Here is a 17,902-nt window from a genome sequence, read left to right as displayed (position 1 = left end):
AAATGGAAAGTGAACTTATGGTTTAACCAACAAGAGGAATCTTTCCATGTACCAAGACACCTACATTGAATACTGGGGCGAAATCTTCGTCTCTGCCCGCATCATTGAATTTGGCATCACGTTCGAGCGCTTTCTTAAAGATCCATGGAAGCATTTGATGTCCTGTGGCCAAGAATCTGCACCGGACGCGATTGCTGAAGGGATGCTGCCATTGCTACCAGCTCAGGCAGAAGTTGCCAGGCGCATTCGGGAGAGTGAGCAACGAGCCCTGATGTCTACAGAGTCGGACAAAGGGGTATCTCATCGCGGTAACATCGTGGTGCCACTGGTTCGGGTAGCGCATTGATAGCGGCTATCATCGATGGCACCAAACAAGGTCTTCACACCGATACCTGAGCGGCAATTGCAATCCAGATCAAAAAGTTGCCGCTTAGTCTTCCCTACAAAATAATTTGTGATAGGATGATACCTAATAAAATTAATTAGGTTGAAGCCTATTCAGTGTTTTATGGCCATCGGTCCAGCTTCAACCGGTAGAGATTGATTACTCATTGCGGATGAAGAGCAGCATTGAGTGACACTATTCAATGTGATTACGCGATGTCTGACCGTACTTTATAAACAGAGTTTTAAGAATCTGGTTGAATTGGATAAACAAGACGCATGACAAATGATGGTCTGAAACAAACGGTAGTGGTGAAGCCAGATAGGCTTTCGCAGATAGCGCAGTTGCCACAAGCAACCAGGGATCGCATTGCCCACATCGATTTCACCTTATTGTTTAAGGGAGAAGCGGTACGGGCAGACTTAGTAGATCGGTTCAGCATAGCTGCTGCACAAGCAACGAAAGACTTCACAATGTATAGAGAGCTTGCGCCAGGCAACATTGAGTATGACCAAAAGCTCAAGTTGCACAAGCGTGGTGAAGCTTTTGAGCCCTTGTTCGACTACGACGTTGTGAGAACTCTGGCAACCATTAGCCAAGGCTACGGAGATGGCTTCACTGGAAAGGTAAAACCACCTCTGGCTTGTGAAGCGCCTTATCACCTTAACAAGCCGAGTTTATCGATAGTAGCGAAAGTCACCGAGGCCATCCACAAAGGCAAAGCCTTGAGTATCACCTATGTGTCGTTATCGAGCGGTGAAACAACGCGGGAAATTGTGCCGCATACGCTGGTGGATAATGGCCTGCGTTGGCACGTTCGTGGTTTTGACCGCAAACATGGTGAATTTCGAGACTTTGTACTGACCCGAATTAAAGCAGCGGTTGTGCTTGAAGACTCCACTTTATCTGAAACCGAGCTCGAAACCCAAGACCGGCAATGGAACCGATTTGTTGAGCTGGAGTTAGTGCCGCATCCTCGTATTGAGCACAGCGAAGCGATAGAGCTGGACTATGGCATGACGGGTGGCGTTCTAAAGGTTGAGATTAGAGCTGCAACTGCTGGGTATTTGCTTCGCCAATGGCATGTGGATTGTTCTACGGAACACTCATTAATGGGCTTTGAGTATCAGCTTTGGTTGCGTAACAGCCAAGCACTTTATGGTGTCACAAACTTAAGAATTGCGCCGGGCAGAACAAGTTAATCGAACGATGTAGCGGCCATTGAGGCGTTACAGAAAGAACAGAATTTTAAATTTATAGTGAAGCCGTTGCAGCAACCTAGTGGGATGCAACCAACACTGAACAGGAAAAGAAAATGGATCATAGTGTACATAACAAGCTCATCTCATTTATTTGGAACATTGCCGACGACTGTTTACGTGATGTTTACGTTCGCGGTAAGTACCGCGATGTGATTTTACCTATGGTGGTATTACGACGTTTAGATACGTTACTAGAACCTACCAAAGAAGCCGTGCTTGAAGAGGTAAAGTTCCAAAAAGAAGAGATGCAAGCCACAGAGCTTGATGATGAACCGTTGAAGGCGGCCAGTGGTTATGTCTTTTACAATACATCTAAATGGACTCTGAAATCCCTGTTCAACACCGCGACTAATAACCAACAGATATTACTCGCCAACTTCGAAGAGTACCTGCTTGGCTTTAGCGATAATGTTAAAGAAATCATTGAATGCTTTAACCTCAAGTCGCAAATTCGTCACATGGCCTCCAAGCAAGTCCTTCTTGATGTCGTCGAGAAGTTTGTTTCCCCTTACATAAACTTAACTCATGAAACGGTCGAAGACCCGGATGGCAACAAGATGCCAGCCCTTACCAACCTGGGTATGGGTTACGTGTTCGAAGAGTTGATCCGCAAGTTCAACGAAGAAAACAACGAAGAAGCAGGCGAACACTTTACGCCACGTGAAGTTATTGAACTGATGACGCACCTGGTGTTTGACCCAGTGAAAGACCAGTTGCCGCTTACCATGACAGTGTATGACCCTGCGTGTGGTAGCGGTGGTATGTTGACTGAATCTCAAAACTTCATTGAAGAGAAATATCCAAACGACAGCCGAGATGTTTATCTTTACGGCAAAGAGATCAACGACGAGACCTACGCGATTTGTAAATCGGACATGATGATCAAAGGTAACAACCCTGAGAACATCAAAGTAGGCTCAACCTTGTCTACCGACGAGTTTGCGGCTTCTCGCTTTGACTTTATGTTGTCTAACCCGCCATATGGTAAGAGTTGGGCGTCTGAACAGAAGCACATTAAAGACGGCAGTGATGTGATTGACCCACGTTTTAAGGTTAGCCTGAAAGACTATTGGGGAAATCTCGAAGTGGTGGATGCCACGCCACGTTCAAGTGATGGCCAGCTACTCTTTTTAATGGAAATGGTTAACAAAATGAAAGATCCGAGCGTAAGCCCATTAGGCAGCCGGATTGCTTCTGTTCACAACGGCTCATCGCTCTTTACCGGTGATGCGGGCGGTGGCGAAAGTAACATTCGTCGCTTCATCATTGAAAACGACATGCTAGATGCCATCGTTCAGTTACCAAATAACCTGTTCTACAACACCGGTATTACCACTTACATTTGGGTGTTGAACAACAATAAACCTGAGGCACGCAAAGGAAAGGTGCAACTGATTGATGCCAGCTTGCTATACCGTAAGTTGCGTAAGAACTTGGGTAACAAAAACTGCGAATTTGCGCCTGAGCACATCACGGAAATTACCGAGAATTACCTCGCGTGTGAGGATGTTGAAAGAGCGCTTGATGCAAACAATGATCCTATCGGTATCGCCAGTAAGGTGTTTAGTAATGACGACTTTGGCTACTACAAAGTCACTATCGAGCGCCCAGACCGCCGAAGAGCCAAGTTCACTCAAGACGCAATAGCCCCACTGCGTTTTGACAAGCAGCTCAGTGAAGTGATGGAGTACGTGTACGCAGAGCACGGCGAACGTGTTTACGAAAAAACTGGCTATGGTTCTGACAAGAAAAAGAGCTTCTTGAAATCCATTGAGAAGGACATTCTTTCTTGGTGTGAAGATAACGACATCAGTCTCAATGCCAAGGCTAAGGCAAAACTGCTTGATGTGAAACACTGGCTAGCGCTAAAAGCATTGCTTGAAACTGCACAAACGCTGATGGCTGACATCGGTAGCATTGAATTTGATGACTTCAATAGCTTTAAAACCCAAGTTGATAAATCACTAAAAGCCCACGCCATTAAGCTTTCAGCACCTGAGAAAAATGCCATCCTGAACGCGGTGAGCTGGTATGACGAAACCGCCAAGAAAGTGGTTAAAAAAGTAGTTAAGTTAAGCGGTGAAAAATTAAACGACCTGCTGGAGCGATATGAGTGTGAAGTCGCTGACCTGCCAGATTTTGGTTATTACCCCGTTCCTACCACAGAAGGCGGTAAAAAAGGCGAGTATATCACTTACGAGACGAACTCAGACCTGCGTGACACAGAATCTGTTCCATTGAAACAAAGCATCTACCAGTACTTCCTAGACGAAGTAAAGCCTCATGTTGATGAAGCATGGATAAACCTGGATACGGTGAAAATTGGCTATGAAATCAGCTTCAATAAGTATTTCTACCGTCATAAACCGCTGCGTAGTTTAGAAGAGGTGGCAACCGACATCATCAACTTAGAACAAAAAGCCGAAGGTCTTATTGCACAGATATTGGGTGTGAAAGTGGCGGAAGTTCAGGGAGAAGCGTAATGGAACGTTTAGCGTTGATGCCGAAATATGAGTCTTATAAGGAGTCTGGGGCAGAATGGTTAGGAGATATACCGGACTCGTGGGAGCTGCTTTCGAATAAGCATATTTTTACACTTAAGAAGAAACTTGTCGGTAAAAGGTCAGCTGATTATGACCTTCTTTCTCTAACCCTTAGAGGCATAATTAAACGAGATATGGATAATCCTGAGGGGAAATTTCCTGCTGAGTTTAATACATATCAAGAAGTTAATTGTGGTGATTTTGTTTTTTGTCTCTTTGATGTGGAAGAGACACCTCGAACAGTTGGTTTGTCCTCTTATGACGGGATGATTACGGGTGCTTACACCGTTTTCCAGACAAATGCAGGGTTCGACAATAAGTTCCTATATTATTTTTATCTGAATCTTGATTCAACAAAACGCCTAAAGCCTTTATATAGGGGGTTAAGAAATACAATTCCTAAAGATTCATTCATGAGTTTTAAGACGTTTGTTCCTCTCCTTGGGCAACAAACCCTAATAGCCAACTTTCTCGACAAGAAAACCGAGCAAATCGATGAAGCGATTGCGATCAAAGAGAAGCAAATTAGCCTGCTGAAAGAGCGTAAGCAGATCATCATCCAACAGGCGGTGACGCAAGGGCTTGATCCTAATGTGCCAATGAAAGACTCCGGTGTGGATTGGATTGGCAAGATTCCAGTGCATTGGGATATTACAAAAATTTCGAATATCACTAACACTACCAGTGGCAGTACTCCCCAAAGTGGTAACGTTGAAGCTTACTATAATGGCAATATTCCATGGGTAAGGACAACGGATTTGAATGATGACCTACTATTCGATACGCCTGAAAAAATCACCTACAAGGCTCTAAGGGAGACTTCATGCAAGCTTGTTCCAGAGGAATCTGTCTGTGTTGCAATGTATGGTGGTGCAGGAACAATTGGTAAGCATGCATTGCTGAAATTTAGTGGAACAGTTAATCAGGCAGTTTGTGCAATTCTACCTTGTCATAAGTTAGTACCAAATTTTCTGTATTACTATGTGAAATTTTATAGACCACATTGGATGATTGTAGCCAAAGGCTCTCGTGTCGACCCTAATATTAGTCAAGATCAAGTCAGACGAATGCCCATAACTTTACCTTCAATTCTTGAACAAACAGCTATTGTTGATTTTATTAATGATCAATTAGGTATGTTCAATGATGCAGAGGGCTTTTATTTGCAACAAATCGAAAAGCTCAAAGAATACAAAACCACCCTGATCAACAGCGCCGTGACAGGAAAAATAAAAATCACCCCAGAAATGGTTGAGCAATAGGATGCGATTATGTTCACGGTAAATCATCAGACCAACAGGATTAGTCCTGTTAGGACAAAGAAGTTCAGTGAGTTGGGCTTTACTGAGCGCAAGCATCTTCAGTTTTTTACCCGCTCAGGGCTGCGCTTGGCACACGAGCCTTCCGCACTCGGTGAAGAGCTACTGGTTATTCAAAAGGAGTTTGATGGCTTTGTGCTTTTTCCTTTTGTGCTGGACGCAGGCCGTGAACGCTTAGATTTACTGGCGCTGGATAGCGCGGTAAATGCGTTAAATAAAAAGAATTTTGATTAAGGTGGGGTATGACGGTTTATAAAATATTCTGTGATGAAAGCTGCCATTTGGAACATGATGGTGCCGACATTATGGTGCTGGGTGCGATTTATTGTAGCGCAGATAAGGCCACGAGGCTGAGCAAGCACATTAAATGGCTGCGACATCAGCATAACTACAAGCCTGAGCTAAAGTGGAGTAAATTGAACAAGCATCAATGGCCACTTTATCGCGATCTCATTGATATGGTTATCGATGATACCGATGTGAAATTTAAATCTACCGTTGTGCTGAATAAGAATATTCTTGACCATCATCAGTACAATGCGGGTTCGCACAGTGACTTTTACTACAAGATGTTTTACTACACCCTTCGAGACTTTCTAAAGCAAGAAAATGAATATCGAATTTATTTAGATTACATGGATACGCTCGGCGCAGAAAAAACGCGCAAGCTTTGTGAGGTTTTGCAAAATCGTACGTACTGGCAGTTAAGTGCTGTAGCTACCATTGTTCAATCCTATGAAGTTCAATTAATCCAACTCTGTGATTTACTGATTGGCGCTGTTGCGTATCGGAATCGTAAGGATATAGAACACGCCAGTGCTATAAAGAAACAGTTTGTTGAGTATCTGGAATCTAAGCTTGGGTATTCACTTGATTACGCTACACCACCTTGGGAGGAGCAGTTCAATATCTTCCGCTTTCAGCCAAGGAGAGGCAATGCTTAGTACCCCACTTGATTTTTCGAAGGTTGATGCAACGAAGATTATTGATTGCTTGTATGGCATATTTCATAGGGACTTTGTTGCCAGTCGCACCTACCTAGCCAATAGCATTTACATCGAACCTAGAAGCTATCGTAAGGACGAGGGTAAAGAGTTAGATTTTTGGCATTTAACCACTCGTGATGAGAAAGAGCAGGTCTGGGAGAATGGTAAACGTTTGTGGAAAGTGATTGGGCGTTACCCCGATTTTGATCGAGCATGCCGATTAGAGTGGGTAAAACAGATGCTGATTAATCACGATCACGAGTCTGTTAAGTTGTTCTATCACAGGGAGTCGAATCAAAAAAGGGATATTCGCCTGTACTTATGGGCACACGAAGAAGACTTTGTTGTGATATTGCAGAAATTAGGTAGGTCAAATACGTTTTTGGTAACGAGCTTTTACATCACTCATGACGGGAAGCGAAGGGACTTTGAAAAACGCTATAACAATTATTGTCGTGGCGATGTCGAGTTAACAGGATGTGAATGGTTTTGAAGCGCAGCATGAAAAGAAATGGTCGCCTATTGTGGACCGGGCGATACGGTCACCTCTTTCTACTTAGTAGTAGGTGAGCGATTGGAAGTTTGAACTAATTTAGGGTGTTCTGTCAATGGTAATGATAGACTTTTTTTCGTGTCATATGGGTTAAAACGGTAAGTTTAGGGAATAAGTATGGTTAGTCAAACTAATGAGCAAGCATTAGAGTCGGCGATTGAGAAGTGTTTAACGGGTACAACTCTGGAAGAGCTCAAAGCAGGCGTGCAAGAAATTGCACCTGATTTTCACAATAGGTTTTATCAGGTTGGTTTCGCATCAGACTTCAATATGCAATATGCCATTGATGAGCGTTTCTTCTGGCAATTTCTGCAAAAGACACAAGAAGTAGAGCTGGCCAAACTGCAAAAGAACAACCCCTCAGATTGGCAGCGTAAGTTACTCGAACGATTTGACCGACTGATTAAGAAGCACGGCATCCTTCATTTACTTAAGAAAGGGCTCAGTGTAGACGATGCTCATTTCAATTTGCTCTATCCAGCCCCTTTGGCAAGTAGTAGTGAGAAGGTAAAGCAAAACTTTGCAGATAACGTGTTTAGTTGTACTCGCCAAGTGCGCTATTCCATGGTAAATCCCCTACAAGAAATCGACATGGTATTGTTTATCAACGGAATACCCTTGATAACGCTGGAGTTGAAGAACGCATGGACCGGGCAAACAGCACGTTATCACGGCCAAAAGCAGTATCGAGATGATCGGGATGCAACTCAGCCATTGCTGACCTTTGGCCGCTGCCTAGTGCATATGGCGGTCGATACCGACGAAGTGTATATGACCACCAAGTTATCAGGTAGCAGTACCTTCTTCTTGCCGTTCAATAAAGGTCACAATCTTGGCCAAGGCAATCCGCCGAATCGCTCTTTTGACGGTATAGGGGGCCATAAAACGGCATACCTATGGCAAGAAGTATTCACCAAAGAAAGCTTGGCGAATATTATTCAGCATTTTGTGCGTCTGGATGGGTCAAGCAAAGATCCATTACCAAAGCGAACCCTGTTCTTTCCTCGATACCACCAATTGGATGTGGTGAGAAAATTGGTGGACCATGCCGCCCTGCACGGTGTCGGTCAGACTTACTTAATTCAACACTCTGCCGGTTCAGGTAAGTCTAATTCGATTACCTGGGCTGCTTATCAGTTAATTGAAACCTATCCTGCTTCGTCTGATGTGGCAGGCGGAAAAAGCTTGGAGCAGCCATTGTTTGACTCTGTGATTGTGGTCACCGATAGACGCCTATTGGACAAGCAGCTGCGGGATAACATTAAAGAGTTTTCTGAAGTAAAGAACATTATTGCCCCGGCGAACAAGTCTTCTGAGCTTAAGCAGGCGCTGGAGAATGGCAAAAAGATCATTATAACGACGATTCAGAAATTTCCGTTCATTATTGATGGTATCGCCGATCTCAGTGACAAGCGCTTTGCGGTGATTATTGATGAAGCACACAGCTCACAGTCTGGTTCGGCGCATGACAATATGAACCGAGCGATGGGCAAATCTGAAATCGAAGAGGCCGAAGATGCCCAGGATAAAATCCTTCAGGCGATGAAATCACGCAAGATGCGTGGGAATGCGTCGTACCTGGCATTTACTGCAACACCAAAAAACAGCACTTTGGAGAAATTTGGCCAGCGCCAAGAAGATGGCTCTTTCAAGCCGTTTCACTTGTATTCGATGAAACAAGCCATTGAAGAAGGTTTCATCTTGGATGTGCTGGCAAATTATACGACATACAAAAGTTATTATGAGATTGAGAAATCAATCGCTGATAACCCTGAGTTTGATACCAAAAAGGCGCAGAAAAAACTCAGAGCTTATGTAGAGCGAAGCCAGCAAACAATTGATACCAAAGCAGAGATTATGCTGGAGCATTTTGTTCCACATGTTGTGAATGCGAAAAAGCTCAAAGGTAAAGGTAAGGGAATGGTGGTCACTCAAAATATTGAGACGGCCATTCGATACTACAAAGCGATAAGGCGGATACTTGAGGAGCAAGGGAACCCCTTTAAAGTTGCCATTGCTTTCTCAGGAACCAAAGAAGTTGAAGGTATTGAATATACCGAAGCAGATATTAATGGTTTTGCCGAGTCAGATACCAAAGATATGTTTGATACCGATGAGTATCGACTTTTAGTGGTTGCGAACAAGTATTTGACTGGGTTTGACCAGCCTAAACTTTGCGCCATGTATGTGGATAAGAAGCTCGCCAGTGTCTTGTGTGTTCAGGCGCTATCTAGGCTAAATCGCAGTGCACCTAAGCTAGGGAAGAAAACAGAAGACTTGTTTATCCTGGATTTTTTTAACTCAGTTGAAGATATTCAGTCAGCATTCGACCCTTTCTACACTGCAACGTCATTGTCCCAGGCTACAGATATAAACGTGCTGCACGAGTTGAAAGATGAAATGGACGATGTCGGTGTGTACGAGTGGTATGAGGTTGAAGACTTTGTGACGCGTTATTTCAAGAATGAAGACGCCCAAACACTCAGCCCAATCATTGATGTTGCAGCAGCTCGGTTTGACCATGAGCTGGAGCTTGAAGCTGAAGCTAAAGTTGACTTTAAGATTAAAGCCAAACAGTTCGTTAAAATCTATGGGCAGATGGCTTCTATCATGCCTTATGAAATGGTCAGCTGGGAAAAACTGTTTTGGTTCCTGAAGTTTTTAATACCGAAATTGAAAGTGGAAGATCCCGATGCAGATGCTATTGATGAGCTTCTCGATTCTGTCGATCTGAGTTCATACGGTTTGCAACGTGTGAAGCTTAACCACAGCATAAAACTTAGTGACCAAGAAGCGGAGCTTGATCCTCAAAATCCGAACCCACGTGGGGCGCATGGCGGTGATAAAGAAACTGACCCGCTGGATGAAATCATTCGCACATTTAATGAGCGATGGTTCCAGGGCTGGAGTGCCACACCTGAAGAGCAAAAAGTTAAGTTTGTGAACATCGCTGAGAGTATCCGCAATCACCCAGATTTTGAATCTAAATACAAAAACAACCCAGATCCTCATAATCGAGATTTGGCCTTCGAAAAAATGCTCAAGGAAATTATGCTGCAACGCCGTAAAGATGAACTTGAGCTCTACAAGTTGTTCGCAGGAGATTCAGCATTTAAAGCGTCGTGGACGCAAAGTATGCAACGAATGGTAGGTATGTAGGTAGGTAGAAAGGAGTGATGGTTTGCTGAAGGCAGTCTCAGAGTTATTAGATGGGTCACCAGGCCTGAAAGGACGTCAAATTGCCAAGGAGCTGGGACTGGATAAGTCCCAAGTGAACTCGTTTCTTCACAAAAACCAGGATACGTTTGTGAAAAACTCAAATCATGAATGGTGCTTGATACGGGCTCAGCATGTGGAAATTGATTTCGGTACAGGTTGGATTGATGAGAAAGCCTTTGAGAGTGCTATCGGTAAGCTTGCGTATCAAAAAGATGCAAACAAGATAACATTTAGATTCGGCATCGATTGTAAGTTTTTGCTGATAGCATTGGCCCGTTTTCTTGCTCTCGCGAATCAGCTCACTGCTATTGGGAAGGATGTGGTGATAGATACTACAGCATGTCCTAATACACACAGTTTTTTTAGCAGAAATGGCTTCTTTGATTATCTTAATCAAAGTGTAACTTGTTTCCCTGAAAGGCCCGCGATGTCAGCTGCTAAAACTTATCGGGATAATAGCGATACCTTGGTCGAACTAGGAGAGATTGCACAGCCAACCCAAAACAAAGAGCTTGTAATTCGTTTGGGCGACAGGTTTGTAGAGCATTCTTCAGCCAGCTATTTCTTAGCGGCTAAGACTGTTTTTTCAGAGCTTGTAGGCAACGTTACTGATCACAGTGAATCCAAAATACCTGGACTAGCAGGTCTGCAAGTGTATCGACCGTATAATAAACCAAAGCATATTCAAACAGTCATATCCGACTCTGGTTTAGGTATTGCCGCTACCTTGAGAACAACATTACAAAGTGAACATCCGAAGTTGTACGCACAGTTTTCAGCGGAAACTGTTGAGAATGACATTGCGCTTGTTCAAAAAGCATTTACATCTGGTGAGGTTAGTCGCTTTGGTAAAGGCCGGGGGCTAGGCTTTAAGAGTAGTCGAGAGCACGCTAGCAAAGAGAAAGTTATCATTGTAATTAGGCAGCTAACTTTCTCATTGGCTTTGGAATACTCGAAGGGTCAACTCATCAATGTTTCTGAAGATCGAGGGTTGGTCCCTATCACAGGAACCCATATCTGTTTTGACTTCTATGTTGACAATTTCTGATAAATAGTGTCAACTTAAGCAGATGAAACAGTTAACTCATAAAATTCTTCTTTCAGAAGTCGTAGGTTCTGACCATGCCTTTGGTAACGATGAAGGTAGTGAAGCCTATGTGAAGATTAAAAAGATCGTTGATGGTCACCCATCATGCGATATTTTTGCTATCAGCTTGGAAGGGATTCGATTCACTGATGCTTCATTTCCTCGTGAAAGTATAATCTCGTTGGCTAAAGCATTAAAAGGAGAAAAAGGTTTTTACCTTTTTAATGTACCGAGTCGTGACCTTCTGGACAATTGGTCTTATGGCGCTACAGCCAAGGATCAACCTCTTCTAGTCAAGAGCGATAGCGGTTACGAAGTGCTTGGTGTAAAACTCAGTGCGACCGTCAAAGAGCTTCTAGATTTTGTTATTGCAAAAAAGACAGTGACTTCGTCACATGTATCTAAGCACTTTGACATTTCAGCACAGAATGCCAGTGGTCGATTAAAGAAGCTTCATGCTACAGGTCTTGTGTTAGGGCAAAAAGAAGTGGCAGAGTCAGGTGGACTGGAATTTGTCTACCGATCAATTGTGTAGTTTTTTTTGGTTTTCTGGTTAATCTGCTTGCGTTAATCAGAATTGAAGTTTATTATTTGATCAGATCCTTTGGATCTTTTTTATTAATATCTGATAAATGTGATTAAGTTAAGCAGAATAGGAGGCTTTATGGCTACAAATCCCCCATCAGGTGACGGACACAGAAACGGTGCCGTTAAAGGTAGATCTCAGACTCAGACGCCAAGCGGACATTGGGTAAAGCGAGATGCTGATACTGGTCGATTCATGGATGTAAAGACATCAGACAAAACACCTTTTAAAGGTGTCAGAAAGGAGAAATAGTTTGGCTAATGGTAAAACCCATTTGGTCGTCGGGGCTGCGGTTGGTTTAACCGTTGCTCTGGCGGACAACAAAAAACAAGCTGCCAGTCACCATCCTGTAACTGCCATTACGGTTGGCTCTCTATTTGGCAAGCTTCCAGATATTCTGGAACCCTCTTTGGGTAACCCTCACCATCGTCAGTTTTGCCACAGTCTATTGGTGTTAACTGCACTAGGTGTTGGTCTTAAACATTTGTATGAGTGGCAACCGGAAGAGGCAATTGATAAGTGTCTTCGCGGGCTGGGGCTAATAGCCGGATGTGCTTATGTCAGTCACTTGCTCTGTGATGCGACAACACCGCGCTCACTTCCGTTAATTGGCAAACTATAGGAGTTTTGAATGGTCGTTGAAGTCACGAGGCACATTAAGCGTCCTGTTGAGCGGGAGCTTTGGGCTCGCGCAGCTGCTCGTTGTCAGTTTAGCGGGTGTAATAAATTGTTATACAAATCAGCGGTGACCCAGGAATCGGCCAATGTCTCTCAAAATGCTCATATTTACGCATTTTCTGAGAATGGGCCTCGTGGTTGGGGACTCTTTAAAACCAAGCCAACCAGCTTGAATGACGTCAGCAACCTCATGTTGATGTGCTATGACTGTCACAAAAAAATTGACCAGAAAGGCAGCGAAGATAGGTATCCAGCCGATCTCTTGATTAGTTGGAAAATGCAGCATGAGCAACGTATAGAAATCCTCACAGGCATTGCTCCTGATCGCAAATCAAATGTTGTTTTATGTGGTGCCAATATTGGAACTGAAAGATCACCGATTAATTATCACGGTTGTGTTGAGGCAATGTTTCCGAATTGGTATCCGGCAACTGAAAAGCCAGTGACACTATCCATGGTATCAGAGCTGAAGGATCACTCTGAACAATTTTGGCAAGCAGAGTCGCAACACCTAACGAAGCGTTTTCAAAGTAAAATTTCATCAATCATCGAAGAGGACTCTTGTAAGCATTTTTCATTGTTCGCGTTAGCTCCTCAACCATTGTTAATAAAACTTGGCGCTTTGCTCACCGACAAAATTGACGTCGAGACTTATCAGCTGCATCGAGAGCCTAAAGGCTGGTTTTGGCAAGACTGTTCAGATGATTTTGAGTACATCATCAACAGACCTCAAAGTATGGAGGGAAAGCCAGCCCTGCTACTTTCTTTGAGTGACCATGTGTCGCATGAGCGAATTACTCGGGTTATAGGGCCAGATACATCGATTTGGGAAGTGACTATCAAGCAGCCTCATAATGATTTCATGCAGTCAAAGCAGCAGCTCTCCTTGTTCAGAAAGTGCATAAGAAAGCTGATTGTTGAAATCAAAAATACACACGGGGATGCGACGCCACTGCAAATTTTTCCTGTGATGCCAGTATCGTGTGCCGTCGAATTAGGACGGGCCAGAATGCCTAAGGCTGATATGCCATGGCTTATTTATGACCACGACATAAAAACACAACAATTTGTAATGGCAATCGAGCTTCGAGGAGATCTATATGAGTAATAGCAAAAGTAACGATGTTCTAAACACAATTCTCGAAAAAATTGAGCTACCTGACAGTGCTTATGAAAAGGCTGAAAAACGCTATAAGGATCTAGGTGATTGGTTACATCGCCCAGAGTCAACATGTGTGAATTTTGATCCCCACGTGTTTTCTCAAGGTTCCTTTCGTCTAGGTACGGCGATTAGGCCCGATTCAGAAGAACAGTATGACCTAGACATGGGGTGCAATCTTCGGCGTGGCCTGGATAAAACGTCTATCACTCAAAAGCAACTAAAGCACCTAGTCGGTCATGAATTAGAGCTTTATCGAAACGCCAGAGGAATTAAGGAAGAGCTAGCCGAGAAGAAACGCTGTTGGCGCTTAGAGTATGCCGATGGTCTTAGCTTTCACATGGACATAGTTCCGTGTGTGCCAGAGAGTGAGACAGGAAGAGGACTTTTGAAAAAGCGGATGGTCGAAAACTCTAAGTTTGATGAAAACTTGGCTCAAAACGTGTCTCAGCTTGCAGTTTCGATTACCGACAACACAGATTCCACTTATGCAGTTGTGAATGAAAACTGGCGTATCAGCAATCCTGAAGGATATGCTCGATGGTTTGAAACGCGCATGAAGACGGCACGGTTAGTGATAAACGAACGTGAAATGCGATTTAAAGCCAGTATAGATAGTCTGCCATATTATCAATGGAAGACACCCTTACAACAGGTGATCCAATTATTGAAGCGTCATCGTGACACTATGTTCAAAAACAATGAGGATAGTAAGCCAATATCGGTAATCATCACTACATTGGCAGCTAAATCATATAAAGGTGAAAGTGATTTGGCTTCAGCGTTGAATACGGTGCTCTCCGAGATGGATGACCATATTTCTGCACAAGCGCCAATGATTCCGAACCCAGTTAACCCAGCCGAAGATTTTGCAGACAAGTGGTATGACGAAAAATCTGCTCAATACCGATTACAAGAAAACTTTTATAAATGGCTGTATCAAGCTAGAGCTGATTTTAGTGCTCTTTGCTCAAGTGATGATACGCAACGAATAGTAAATGCGGCGCAAAATGGTTTGGATCTGAAGCTTGATTCAAGTTCGGTAGCACGTCTCTTGGGGATTCCTGCGGTGACAGCAAAACCAACTTTCGCAATTCAATCATCTGATCCAAAGCCATGGTTTAAGCAATAGATGAAGCACTGGAAGGCTGTAGGCCTAGAGGCTTTTCTCTCGGCCTATCCGAACATTAGATTAGTAGATGTCCATGCAGATAAGGTTGAGTTGCAGGGAGAGTATCTGTTAAAAGCACAGCTAGCTGGAAGTCGGTTTATAGAGCGAACATTTTCTCTAAGGATTGTATGCCCAAGTGATTATCCTAGGGCTTTACCAGTGGTGTTTGATACCGCTGGTTACTTTCCTCGTAATCAGGACTTCCATACTTACTCTGATGGATCATTTTGTCTTGGCTCAGACCTGAAAATTAAGTCAATTTTGAAAACCGACTCGTCATTGACAACCTTTTTCGAAAAGATTGTTGTCAGGTTTCTTTATTCGGTGTCCCATAGGGTTGAATTTGGCAACTTTCCCTATGGCGAACTGGACCATGGTGAGAAAGGGCTGGTTGATGATTATTCTCAGTTGTTCAATGTTAATGGTAAAGCATCAGTTCTACGGGCACTGAAAGCGTTAGGTTTGCGCAAGCGTGAGGCAAATAAATTACCGTGTCCATGTGGTTGTGGTGATCGTCTTGGCTCGTGTGACTATCGGTTTGTCTTGAACGAGTTTCGCCAAGTTGAGCGACGCCGATGGTTTCGCGATCACCTACAAGAAGCTTTTACACCGATTGAAAAACCCAAAAGGAGAGTTGGAAAAAAAACTAAAAGGCCAAGTAGAAATACGCCTTAGCTTAATCAGCTCCCTCAGCATTTTATGGCGTATGTGTTAATACATATCGGATTTTTGAGTCTAATCAACCGGCAACGCCAGATTGAACCTTCACACTATCGTGTCGGAGGTTCACTATGTTCAAAAACCTATTTTTTCAAACCAAAGCACTACCAGAGCTGTCATCGCAACTGGATACAGAAATTCCGCGCTATCCGCCATTTCTGAAGGGGTTGCCAGCTGCGTCACCCGAGGATTTGCAGTCCACACAAGACGAGCTAATTGCCAAACTGCGCCAGGTACTTGGATTTAATCAGCGTGAGTTTCAAAGGTTAATTCAGCCCTGCATTGATCATCTGGCTGCTTATGTTCATTTGTTGCCAGCTTCTGAGCATCATCATCACAGTGGTGCGGGTGGTTTATTACGTCATTCGTTGGAAGTTGCTTTCTGGGCGGCACAAGCAGCGGAAGGGATTATCTTTGTTGCCAGTGGCACACCGGTTGAGAAAAAAGAGCTGGAACCAAGGTGGCGTGTTGCGGCGGCATTAGGCGGTTTGTTCCATGATATTGGTAAGCCCGTTTCAGACCTGTCCATCACAGACGAAGAAGGACGCTATCAGTGGAACCCTTTTTTAGAAACATTATCTCAGTGGACCAGTAACAACAGCATTGAACGTTATTTTATTCGCTGGCGCGACGGACGGTGCAAACGGCACGAGCAATTTTCAATTCTGGTGTTAAACCGGGTGATGATGCCAGAGTTGCTCGCTTGGTTAACACAACCTGGCCCTGAAATTTTGCAAGCCATGCTGGAGGCAATTGGCAATACCGATCCCGAGCATGTCCTGTCTAAATTGGTTATTGAAGCTGACCAAACCAGTGTCCAGCGAGACCTGAAAGCTCAACGAATTTCCGTTGACGACAATGCCCTTGGTGTCCCAGTTGAACGCTATCTACTTGATGCCATGAGGCGATTGCTTGCCAGTTCCCAGTGGTTGGTCAATCAGCGAGATGCCAGAGTCTGGGTACGAAAATCGAATCAATCAACCAATCTTTACCTGGTTTGGAAAAGCGCGGCTAAGGACATCATTGAGCTATTGGCCAAAGACAAGATACCTGGCATTCCAAGAGAGCCCGATACCCTTGCGGACATCCTCATTGAGCGAGGATTGGCCACTAAATCCGCCTCCAATGAGCGATATGAAAGCCTTGCCCCTGAAGTACTGATCAAAGACGGCAAGCCAATCTGGCTACCCATGCTGCATATATCTGAGGCCGATTTATTGTTCAGCTCGAATGTACCAAGTGGTGTGACACTGTTTAACAAATCTGAGTGGGAAGCAACACAGCAAACAGAAGCAGAGCCTCAGAGTCGCTCCAGTGAGCATTTAGACTTGCCTGAAGCGTCATCATCAATTGAACACAGCAATTCGTCTGAGTCGCCATCGACAAAATCGTCCGAACAAGATGATGAACTCAGTCGTGCAAGCGACGTTAATAGCCCCCAGGCAACTGAAAATGATCCGGGTGATGGATGTGAAAAGCCTAACGATTCAAACAACGCCGCTATCTCAAATAACGTAAACCAGCACGATGAAGACGCATTTAATCTCCCTGGACCTTTGGCGTGGCTCCCAGAGGCCAGCAGTGCGTTGGTTATGGTTGGTGAACAGATACTGATCCGCTATCCCGATGGAGTAAGACCCTGGTGTGCCCCCCGAAAACTGCTTGCTGAACTCAGTCGATTAGATTGGCTTGAACTAGATCCCGCAAACCCGACACGTAAGGCCAGAACTATTACTACGAATGATGGCGTTCAGGAGCAAGGGTTGCTGCTGAAAGTATCGATTTCTAAAGGGCTTACTGCACTGATTGACCTTCCCAAACAAGACGCAGAATCAGCGGCAGCAATTCAGAACGAAGAGGCTTCACAGCGTCCGAGTCGAACTAAGATAACCAATGCCCAAGCAAAAGAGCCCGCCACAAGAGCGGAGCGTAATCAAAAGCCGATTGCGCCCAATGCGAACTCAATTACAGACCCCAAACACGAGCAGCGGCAAAAGATGGTTAATTTTGTGAAAGATTTGCCCATCTTACTGACCGATGGTGATTACCCAGACGTGGATCATAGTGTCGATGGTATTCGCGTCACGATTCAAACCTTACGCCAAGTCGCCAATGCGCATGGCATTCCAGCCGGACAGCTGCTTCGGGGGATCTCGGCCAGTGACGAATGCCAGTTTGATGAGGGGGAAACGGTTCTGTTTACCGCTCACTCTAAACGTTAATTCATTTGAACT

The 17,902-nt window shown here is 44.2% G+C and carries 15 protein-coding genes; all 15 read left to right on the top strand.

The features are described 5' to 3' along the window. The first annotated feature begins 46 nt into the window (after positions 1–46). The 15 genes from M1L23_RS02260 to mobH all read left to right on the top strand — a co-directional run bounded on the left by M1L23_RS02260 (position 47) and on the right by mobH (position 17,890). Positions 47–346: a hypothetical protein gene (locus M1L23_RS02260; protein WP_014703148.1), complete on the top strand. Its 300-nt coding sequence runs from the start codon at positions 47–49 to the stop codon at positions 344–346. 317 nt (positions 347–663) lie between these two features. Beyond that, on the top strand, positions 664–1,587 hold the full coding sequence (locus M1L23_RS02255) for a WYL domain-containing protein (protein WP_252625373.1): 924 nt from the start codon (positions 664–666) through the stop codon (positions 1,585–1,587). 113 nt (positions 1,588–1,700) lie between these two features. Then, entirely contained in the window at positions 1,701–4,130 is a 2,430-nt protein-coding gene (locus M1L23_RS02250) for a type I restriction-modification system subunit M (protein ID WP_252625372.1), read from the top strand. Beyond that, positions 4,130–5,452: a restriction endonuclease subunit S gene (locus tag M1L23_RS02245; RefSeq protein ID WP_252625371.1), complete on the top strand. Its 1,323-nt coding sequence runs from the start codon at positions 4,130–4,132 to the stop codon at positions 5,450–5,452. Before M1L23_RS02250 ends, M1L23_RS02245 begins: the two co-directional genes overlap by 1 nt. Before the next feature lie 9 nt (positions 5,453–5,461). Next, complete coding sequence (locus M1L23_RS02240; RefSeq protein WP_252625370.1) at positions 5,462–5,743, top strand: hypothetical protein; 282 nt, start codon at positions 5,462–5,464, stop codon at positions 5,741–5,743. Between the two features lie 8 nt (positions 5,744–5,751). After that, the gene (locus M1L23_RS02235; protein ID WP_252625369.1) at positions 5,752–6,453 is read left to right on the top strand and encodes a DUF3800 domain-containing protein; all 702 of its coding nucleotides are present in this window, start codon (positions 5,752–5,754) and stop codon (positions 6,451–6,453) included. After that, on the top strand, positions 6,446–6,988 hold the full coding sequence (locus M1L23_RS02230; protein WP_252625368.1) for a hypothetical protein: 543 nt from the start codon (positions 6,446–6,448) through the stop codon (positions 6,986–6,988). Before M1L23_RS02235 ends, M1L23_RS02230 begins: the two co-directional genes overlap by 8 nt. Before the next feature lie 177 nt (positions 6,989–7,165). Beyond that, positions 7,166–10,207 carry a type I restriction endonuclease subunit R gene (locus M1L23_RS02225; protein WP_252625367.1) on the top strand — a complete coding sequence of 1,014 codons (3,042 nt, stop codon included), beginning with the start codon at positions 7,166–7,168 and terminating at the stop codon, positions 10,205–10,207. Between the two features lie 22 nt (positions 10,208–10,229). Continuing rightward, positions 10,230–11,315, top strand: a complete 1,086-nt coding sequence (locus M1L23_RS02220; RefSeq protein WP_252625366.1) for an ATP-binding protein — start codon at positions 10,230–10,232, stop codon at positions 11,313–11,315. 22 nt (positions 11,316–11,337) lie between these two features. After that, positions 11,338–11,889, top strand: a complete 552-nt coding sequence (locus tag M1L23_RS02215) for a MarR family transcriptional regulator (protein WP_096991883.1) — start codon at positions 11,338–11,340, stop codon at positions 11,887–11,889. A 304-nt stretch (positions 11,890–12,193) separates the two neighbouring features. Further along, positions 12,194–12,562, top strand: a complete 369-nt coding sequence (locus M1L23_RS02210) for a metal-dependent hydrolase (RefSeq protein WP_252625365.1) — start codon at positions 12,194–12,196, stop codon at positions 12,560–12,562. A 9-nt stretch (positions 12,563–12,571) separates the two neighbouring features. Further along, positions 12,572–13,726 (top strand): SAVED domain-containing protein, encoded by a 1,155-nt coding sequence (locus M1L23_RS02205; protein ID WP_252625364.1) that lies wholly within the window; start codon positions 12,572–12,574, stop codon positions 13,724–13,726. Beyond that, the gene (locus M1L23_RS02200) at positions 13,719–14,909 is read left to right on the top strand and encodes a nucleotidyltransferase domain-containing protein (RefSeq protein WP_252625363.1); all 1,191 of its coding nucleotides are present in this window, start codon (positions 13,719–13,721) and stop codon (positions 14,907–14,909) included. Before M1L23_RS02205 ends, M1L23_RS02200 begins: the two co-directional genes overlap by 8 nt. Further along, a complete protein-coding gene (locus tag M1L23_RS02195) occupies positions 14,910–15,623 on the top strand; it encodes a hypothetical protein (protein ID WP_252625362.1) in 714 nt (237 codons plus the stop codon). Between the two features lie 116 nt (positions 15,624–15,739). Further along, entirely contained in the window at positions 15,740–17,890 is a 2,151-nt protein-coding gene (gene mobH / locus M1L23_RS02190) for a MobH family relaxase (RefSeq protein WP_252625361.1), read from the top strand. Positions 17,891–17,902: the final 12 nt, after the last annotated feature.

This window comes from Aliidiomarina quisquiliarum, from assembly GCF_023922585.1.
GTDB classification, from domain to species: Bacteria; Pseudomonadota; Gammaproteobacteria; order Enterobacterales; family Alteromonadaceae; genus Aliidiomarina; species Aliidiomarina quisquiliarum.
This window is presented reverse-complemented; position numbering and strand designations above follow the sequence as displayed.

Bases quoted from the DNA above. Each gene is read 5' to 3' on its own strand.
- M1L23_RS02205 (WP_252625364.1), top strand. From the start codon at position 12,572: ATGGTCGTTGAAGTCACGAGGCACATTAAGCGTCCTGTTGAGCGGGAG.
- mobH (WP_252625361.1), top strand. From the start codon at position 15,740: ATGTTCAAAAACCTATTTTTTCAAACCAAAGCACTACCAGAGCTGTCA.
- M1L23_RS02195 (WP_252625362.1), top strand. From the start codon at position 14,910: ATGAAGCACTGGAAGGCTGTAGGCCTAGAGGCTTTTCTCTCGGCCTAT.
- M1L23_RS02250 (WP_252625372.1), top strand. From the start codon at position 1,701: ATGGATCATAGTGTACATAACAAGCTCATCTCATTTATTTGGAACATT.
- M1L23_RS02225 (WP_252625367.1), top strand. From the start codon at position 7,166: ATGGTTAGTCAAACTAATGAGCAAGCATTAGAGTCGGCGATTGAGAAG.
- M1L23_RS02215 (WP_096991883.1), top strand. From the start codon at position 11,338: ATGAAACAGTTAACTCATAAAATTCTTCTTTCAGAAGTCGTAGGTTCT.
- M1L23_RS02235 (WP_252625369.1), top strand. From the start codon at position 5,752: ATGACGGTTTATAAAATATTCTGTGATGAAAGCTGCCATTTGGAACAT.
- M1L23_RS02260 (WP_014703148.1), top strand. From the start codon at position 47: ATGTACCAAGACACCTACATTGAATACTGGGGCGAAATCTTCGTCTCT.
- M1L23_RS02245 (WP_252625371.1), top strand. From the start codon at position 4,130: ATGGAACGTTTAGCGTTGATGCCGAAATATGAGTCTTATAAGGAGTCT.
- M1L23_RS02255 (WP_252625373.1), top strand. From the start codon at position 664: ATGACAAATGATGGTCTGAAACAAACGGTAGTGGTGAAGCCAGATAGG.
- M1L23_RS02200 (WP_252625363.1), top strand. From the start codon at position 13,719: ATGAGTAATAGCAAAAGTAACGATGTTCTAAACACAATTCTCGAAAAA.
- M1L23_RS02230 (WP_252625368.1), top strand. From the start codon at position 6,446: ATGCTTAGTACCCCACTTGATTTTTCGAAGGTTGATGCAACGAAGATT.
- M1L23_RS02240 (WP_252625370.1), top strand. From the start codon at position 5,462: ATGTTCACGGTAAATCATCAGACCAACAGGATTAGTCCTGTTAGGACA.